We start from the raw sequence: 6,466 nt of genomic DNA on the forward strand, positions 1-6,466 counted from the left end.
GATGGCGGCGACGCCCGCCATCACGATCAGCCGCACGCCGATCGTGACGAACACCGCCGTGAAGGCGAGGCCGACCAGCGCCACGCGGGCGTGCGAGCGCTCGATCGCGAGGCGGAACATCATCCGGGCGAGCCGGGTCAGCGCCGAGGCCGGCGGCTCGCTCGCCACCACCCGCTCCGGGAGCGGCTCCGGCGCCGCGACCGACGCGGACATTGCGGCATCGTGCGCAGGCGCCTCCAATCCCTCCGGCGCGTGACCGTGCGGGAGGTCTTGCAACGAATCTGGCGTCGGATCTCGGGAAGAGTCGCGGAACGAGTCTTGGGACACGGAAACGCTACCTCGAAGCCGTCGGCGGACGGGTGGAGACGGTGCGGCTGGTGACGGAGCCCGTGGTGCGCGGCTCGTCGCGGGCGCTCGACGGCTTGTCCTTGGGCGTTCCGGTCGGGGTCGCCGTGGAGGCCAGGAGGCGGCCGATCTCGTCGCCCCGGTCGGGCCGGTTCGGCAGGTCGGAGAGACGGGCGAGATGCCCGTCGCCGATGGGTTCGAGGCTGAGATGCCGCTCGACCGCCGCCTGGAGCCGGTCGGGCCGGGTCAGGAGCTGCCACTCGGCGCGCAGCACCGCGATGGCCTGCCGCTCCTTGTGCAGGGCGGTCTCCAGCTTGGAGACCTGACCCGCCTGATAGAGCGTGTCGTACTTGATCGAGTAGGCGTAGACCGCCGAGCCGATCAGGCCGACGATCGCCAGCACGTTGAGAAGCCGGATCACCGCCGTGCCCCCCGTCCCTGCGGAGCCGGCAGGCTCGCCAGCGTCTCGATGGCGCTCAGCGGCGGCGGCGGCGGCGCATCAGTCCGCTCGCCGGCGCGCAGCTTGGCCGAGCGCGCCCGCGGGTTGACCTCCGTCTCCGCCTCCGAGGGCAGGATCGGGCCCTTGGTCACGAGCCGGAAGCTCTTGGGGGCCGGCCGCTCGACGCCGGGCAGGTGGCGGGAGGCCTGCGCCGCCCGGCCGCTGCGGGCGGAGAAGAACTGCTTCACGATGCGGTCTTCCAGCGAGTGGAACGTCACGACGGCGAGCCGGCCGCCGGGCTTGAGCACCCGCTCGGCGGCGTGCAGGCCGCGCACCAGCTCGCCGAGCTCGTCGTTCACCGCGATCCGCAGGCCCTGGAAGCTGCGGGTCGCCGGATGGATCGGGCTGCCGGGTTCGGGGCGCACCACGCCGGCGATGAGCTCGGCGAGCTGCGCCGTCGTCGTGATCGGAGCGCGGCGGCGCGCCTCGACGATGGCGCGGGCCACCGCCCGCGAGCGGCGCTCCTCGCCGAAATGGTAGAGGATGTCGGCGAGCGTGCCCTCCTCCTCGCCGTTCACGAGGTCGGCCGCGCTCGGGCCGTCGCCGCCCATGCGCATGTCGAGCGGCCCGTCCTGGCGGAACGAGAAGCCGCGATGCGCTTCGTCGAGCTGCATCGAGGATACGCCGATGTCGAGCACGACCCAGTCGGCCTGCGCCTCGTCCTGGTCGGCGATGAGCGTGTCGAGATCGCCGAAGCGGCCCTGCACCAGCCGCAGGCGGCCTCCGGACGCGTCCACGAGCGCGGCGCCGGCCCGGATCGCCGAGGGATCGCGGTCGATGGCGATCACCCGGATTTCGGGCGCGGCGTCGAGGAGCGCGCGGGTGTAGCCGCCGGCACCGAAGGTGCCGTCCACCGCCAGGCCCGGCCGGTCGAGGGAGAGCCCGGCGAGAACCTCGGCGAGAAGAACCGGGATGTGGCGGACGGGCTCAGCCTTCGCGGTCTCGGCTTTCGTCGTGCGCGGCGACCGGCTCATCGGCACCCCTCCGCAGCGCTCTCGCGGAATCCGGAAAAGGCTCGGGCGCCATCCGGCGAGGGAGGGGTCATGAGGGCCTGCTGAGTGGGCGGACCGCACCGCGGTCCTGTCGGATGTGGCGACGCCGATCCGCGAGCGGCTCGGGCCACGCGCACGCAGTCCCGCGCGGCAACCTGAGCGAGTGTTGGCCGATCCAGAACAGGGCGTCAACGGGATGGCTCGGGGTAACATGGGCCCTCGAAACGCGTCAACGAACTTGACCGTGCAGGCTGCTGTGATCTGACCGCATCAAGGTTAACCGAGCGTCAATGAGGGCCGCTGTCTCTTGAGGTTGACCAGCGGGCGCGCCGGCAACTCACGCATCCGGCGTCGGACGCGCGGGGCGGGGATCGCCGCGATCGGACGGCTCTTCGCCGTGTCGAAGATGGAAAGCACTCTTCGCGAAGATCGGGTGGATCAGCCGGCCTGTAAGCCGGGTTCTGTAGGGCCCGTGAGATGAACCCACGGACGTGGCAGCCATTCCTCTGGGACGGCCGTTGCCGGCCGCCTCGAGCAACCAACCCGGGCGACGAGCCTGGAGAGCGGGCCTGCCCTCCCCTCGCGGAGAGGAGCGTGTCGCCCCTATTCGGTCTTGCTCCCGGTGGGGTTTGCCGTGCCGTCCGCGTTGCCGCGTCCGCGGTGCGCTCTTACCGCACCCTTTCACCCTGACCTTACGGAGGACGAGCCTCGGTAAGGCGGTCTGCTCTCTGTGGCACTGTCCCTGGGGTCGCCCCCGCCGGAGGTTATCCGGCACCGCCTCTCCATGGAGCCCGGACTTTCCTCCCCGTCTGACGACGGAGCGGCCGCCCGGCCGGCTGATCCGGCGCCCCGCTTGCGCCGCGGGCGGCGCGGGGTCAAGGCTCGGAAGGGGATTTCTCGTCGTGAAGAGGAAGGCTGCGAAGGAGAGACGGCAGCCGCACTCGGTGCGGAATCTCGGCCGCCCGGAAATCCCGACCGGCATAGAGACCACGCAAAACCTCGACATGCTCCCCCGTCACCCGATAGCCGGCGAGGCCACGCGCCTTGTCGTTGAGCTCGAACCCGCTGACCAACGAACCGCTGATATTCGACGGCGAGCCCGTCCTCACATCGGCGCCCGCCGCGTCCAGAAAGCGACCGGCAAGCCCTGAGCCTTCCGCGCTTGGGAAAGTCACCCAGGCTGCCTGAACTGCCGGGCGACCCTCAGGCCGCTTCCTTATCTATGCGACGGCGCAACTGACGCTTCGACTTCCCGATCATGTGGCGCATCTTTCCGGTATCGGCACCGTAGGAAGCAAGTCGCTTGTTAGTATATTATAGTTTATCGGGCTTGCCTATATTTTCGGTCTTGATCACATGTCCATCGGACATGCGCACCGTCACTCCGATCGGAAACGGATCGGCACCTCAGTACTCCGCGCGGGTTCGAATCACGTGAGTTGCCCCAGGGGGCCTTCGTGAATGACCTAAGGCCGCGAGGGGAGACCCGCAGCCAGCACTTCCTGCATCCGCGTCTGCCAGCCTGAGCCCGTCGCCTTGTAGGCATCGACCAGCCGCGGATCGAGGCGCAGCGTGACGTTCACCTTCGCGTTCCCGGATTTCGGCCGCCCGCGCCCCCGCTTCGGCAGCAAGGCGAAGACCTTTTCCGGCATCTCGCTTGCAGGCCGTAGCTCGGCGAGATCAGCGTCGGTCATCTCGGGGCTGTCGACGTCATCCCATTCTTCCTGGGAGATGCCGGGAGGCGCCTGGTTAGGCGTGCGCGCGATGCTGCTCATAGGCGGCCCTTTCCTTGTCGCTGGCACGGCGGATGGAAACGAGATCAATGGCCTCGCTTCCCAACGGCGAGAGGATGACGGTCACAACAATCTCACCCTCCCACTCGCCGATGAGCATGAGGCGTTCGCGACCGGTTCGGCTCGGCGTCGTGGAGCGAAACAGCGCGGTCCCGGCATCGAAGCATGCATCGAAATCGGCGAAGTCGAATCCGTGCTTGAGCAGGTTCGCCTCACGCTTCGGCTCACCCCACGTCGCAGTCATCGTTCCCTTCTTGGGGCACGATGCCCGCCCGCGCCTAATTTATTGCTACTGCGAAAAATATCAACGTGGTGTTGATGCCGCGGCAAGCGAGTTGGGGTCGGCTTGAGATCAAGCCTCCTCAGGCGCGTCGTCGTTCGCCTGCTTCGGCCCCTCCGGCCTCAACGGCGGCGTCGGCAGCGGCTTCACGACCTCGACGGCGTCGACCGTCCAACCGCGGTACGTGGCGTAGGCCTGCGAGACGTTCGGCGCGGCACCTGTTCCCCCAGGACGAGCGCATTCGTGCATCGGTCGGCAAGCCCGCGGAGCGCCTTTTCCTGGCGCTAGAGCCGCAAGAAGACCTGCAAGTGATTGAAAAAAATCAGCTCTCCGCCAGCATCTCCAGCCACGCGTCCTCCGAGACCACCCTCACCCCGTGGCGCTCGGCGTCCTTGAGCTTCGAGCCGGCGCCGGGTCCGGCGACCACGAGATCGGTCTTGGCCGAGACCGAGCCGGAGACCTTGGCGCCCAGGCGCTCGGCGGTGGCCTTGGCCTCGCTGCGGGTCATCTTCTCGAGGGTGCCGGTGAAGACGACGGTCTTGCCGGAAAAAGCCACCGCCGAGGAGGTCGGGGCCGCGAGCGGCTCGGTTTTGACCTCTTCGAGCAGCGCCCGCACCGCCGCGTCGTTGTGCGGTTCGGAGAAGAATTGGATCAGCGAATCCGTTGCGACGGGCCCGATCTCGCCGTCGTCGGCGAAAAGCCGGTAGGCGTCGCCGGGCCGCTGCGAGGCGGCCCGCTCCAGCGCCGCATCCGTTTCCGCCTCGCTGCCGTAATGGGCGAGCACCGCCTCGCGCTGCGAGGGCGTGAGCCGGCCGCGCAGGCGCGCGCCGAGGCTCTGATCCGTCATCGCCTCGCCGGGCAGCGGGTCGAGGGTCTCGAACAGCCGGTCGCGGGTGCCGGGGCCGATCCGCGGGAGCGCCGAGAGTTCGAGCCAGTCGCGGCCCGCCTGCTCCTTGGTCGCTGCCGCGAGCGCCGCCATCAGCGCGTCCATATCCGGAAACCGCTTCGCGAGCGCCTTGGCCGTCGACTCGCCGATCTGCGGGATGCCGAGCGCGAACAGGAAGCGGTTGAGCGGGATTGTCCGGCGCGCGTCGAGCGAGGCGAGGAGGTTCTTGATCGCCTTGTCCTCCTCCTCGCCCTTCTTCTTGGTCGGCTTCTTCGGCGCCGCCTCGCCCTCCGCGCGGCGCTGGGCCGAGAGGGCCTCGCGCCGGGCGACGATCGCCGCCTTCAGCGGCTCGAATTGAAGGCGGAACAGGTCGGCGGGCTGCTTCACGAGGCCGGCCTCGAACAGCACCTCGATGTAGGTCTGGCCAAAGCCTTCGAGGTCGAAGCCGTTGCGCGAGACGAAGTGCTTCAGCCGCTCTACCCCTTGCGCCGGGCAGATCAGGCCGCCGGTGCAGCGGCGGATCGCGTCGAGCTTCTTGGTGCGCGGGTTGAGTTCGCGCACCGCCCGGCTGCCGCAGGCCGGGCAGGTCTCGGGGAACACGTACGGCACGGCCTCAGGCGGGCGCTTGTCGAGCACCACGTCCATGACCTTGGGGATCACGTCGCCCGCGCGCACCACGATCACGGTGTCGCCGACGCGGATGTCCCGGCCCTCGCGGATCGGCTCGCCGTCGGCGCCGACGCCCTGGACGTAGCCCTCGTTGTGCAGCGTCGCGTTCGAGACCACGACGCCGCCGACGGTGACGGGCTTGAGGCGCGCCAGCGGGTTGAGCGAGCCGGTGCGGCCGACATTGATGTCGATGGCGAGGAGTTCGGTGATCGCCTCCTGCGCCGCGAACTTGTGCGCCAGCGCCCAGCGGGGCGCCCGGCTGACGAAGCCGAGCCGCCGCTGGAAGCCGAGGTCATCGACCTTGTAGACGACGCCGTCGATGTCGTAGCCGAGCCCGGCCCGCTCCGCCTCGATGGCGCGGTAATGCGCGAGCATCTCCTGCGGCGAGCGGCACAGCTTGGTCCGCGGATTGACCGGCAGGCCCCAGGCCCGGAACCGCTCCAGCACCGCCGATTGCGTGTCGGTGAAGGGCTCCGACACCTCGCCCCAGGCATAGGCGAAGAAGCGCAGGGGCCGCGAGGCGGTGATCGCCGGATCGAGCTGGCGCAGCGAGCCGGCGGCGGCGTTGCGCGGGTTGGCGAAGAGCGGCTTGCCCGCCGCCTCCTGGCGCGCGTTGATGTCGGCGAAATCCTGGTGCGACAGGTAGATCTCGCCGCGCACCTCCAGCACGTCCGGAAAACCCTCGCCGGAGAGCGTTTCCGGGATGTCGTCCACGGTCCTGGCATTGGCGGTGACGTTCTCGCCGACCTCGCCGTCGCCCCGCGTCGCCGCCGTGACGAGCTTTCCTCCCTCGTAGCGCAGCGACAGCGACAGACCGTCGATCTTCGGCTCGGCGGTGAAGGCGACCGGCTCCTCCGCCGTCAGATTGAGGAAGCGGCGCACCCGGGCGACGAATTCCTCCACGTCCTCGTCGGCGAAAGCGTTGCCAAGCGACAGCATCGGCACCGCGTGCCGGACCTTGGCGAATTTTTCCGTCGGCTTGGCGCCGACGGAAAAATTCGC

Annotated in this window: 6 protein-coding genes, 1 other RNA gene and 1 pseudogene; all 8 read right to left on the reverse strand. The window is 69.4% G+C overall.

All coding sequences use genetic code 11. The annotated features are described in order from the left end of the window. A pseudogene (locus tag MFF42_RS16570) lies at positions 1–213 on the reverse strand (penicillin-binding protein 2); the annotation flags it as partial. A gap of 121 nt (positions 214–334) precedes the next feature. Next, positions 335–766, reverse strand: coding sequence for a cell division protein FtsL (gene ftsL, locus MFF42_RS16575; protein ID WP_238256731.1), 432 nt, complete (start codon positions 764–766; stop codon positions 335–337). Next, positions 763–1,818 carry a 16S rRNA (cytosine(1402)-N(4))-methyltransferase RsmH gene (gene rsmH / locus MFF42_RS16580; RefSeq protein WP_238256732.1) on the reverse strand — a complete coding sequence of 352 codons (1,056 nt, stop codon included), beginning with the start codon at positions 1,816–1,818 and terminating at the stop codon, positions 763–765. The genes ftsL and rsmH overlap by 4 nt, the downstream gene beginning before the upstream one ends. Positions 1,819–2,270: 452 nt before the next feature. Beyond that, positions 2,271–2,676, reverse strand: an RNA gene (rnpB, locus tag MFF42_RS16585) — RNase P RNA component class A. A 35-nt stretch (positions 2,677–2,711) separates the two neighbouring features. Continuing rightward, positions 2,712–3,011: a hypothetical protein gene (locus MFF42_RS16590; protein ID WP_238256733.1), complete on the reverse strand. Its 300-nt coding sequence runs from the start codon at positions 3,009–3,011 to the stop codon at positions 2,712–2,714. Between the two features lie 291 nt (positions 3,012–3,302). Continuing rightward, complete coding sequence (locus MFF42_RS16595; protein ID WP_238256734.1) at positions 3,303–3,611, reverse strand: BrnA antitoxin family protein; 309 nt, start codon at positions 3,609–3,611, stop codon at positions 3,303–3,305. Continuing rightward, a complete protein-coding gene (locus MFF42_RS16600) occupies positions 3,586–3,873 on the reverse strand; it encodes a BrnT family toxin (protein ID WP_238256735.1) in 288 nt (95 codons plus the stop codon). Before MFF42_RS16600 ends, MFF42_RS16595 begins: the two co-directional genes overlap by 26 nt. A 358-nt stretch (positions 3,874–4,231) precedes the next feature. After that, the coding region (ligA, locus tag MFF42_RS16605) for an NAD-dependent DNA ligase LigA (RefSeq protein ID WP_238256736.1) at positions 4,232–6,466 on the reverse strand (2,235 nt) is incomplete at its 5' end.

The organism is Methylorubrum podarium, from assembly GCF_022179745.1.
Classification (GTDB): Bacteria; Pseudomonadota; Alphaproteobacteria; order Rhizobiales; family Beijerinckiaceae; genus Methylobacterium; species Methylobacterium podarium.

Excerpts from the sequence above, each read along its gene's own strand:
- MFF42_RS16600 (WP_238256735.1), bottom strand. The coding sequence starts at position 3,873 with ATGACTGCGACGTGGGGTGAGCCGAAGCGTGAGGCGAACCTGCTCAAG.
- rsmH (WP_238256732.1), bottom strand. The coding sequence starts at position 1,818 with ATGAGCCGGTCGCCGCGCACGACGAAAGCCGAGACCGCGAAGGCTGAG.
- MFF42_RS16595 (WP_238256734.1), bottom strand. The coding sequence starts at position 3,611 with ATGAGCAGCATCGCGCGCACGCCTAACCAGGCGCCTCCCGGCATCTCC.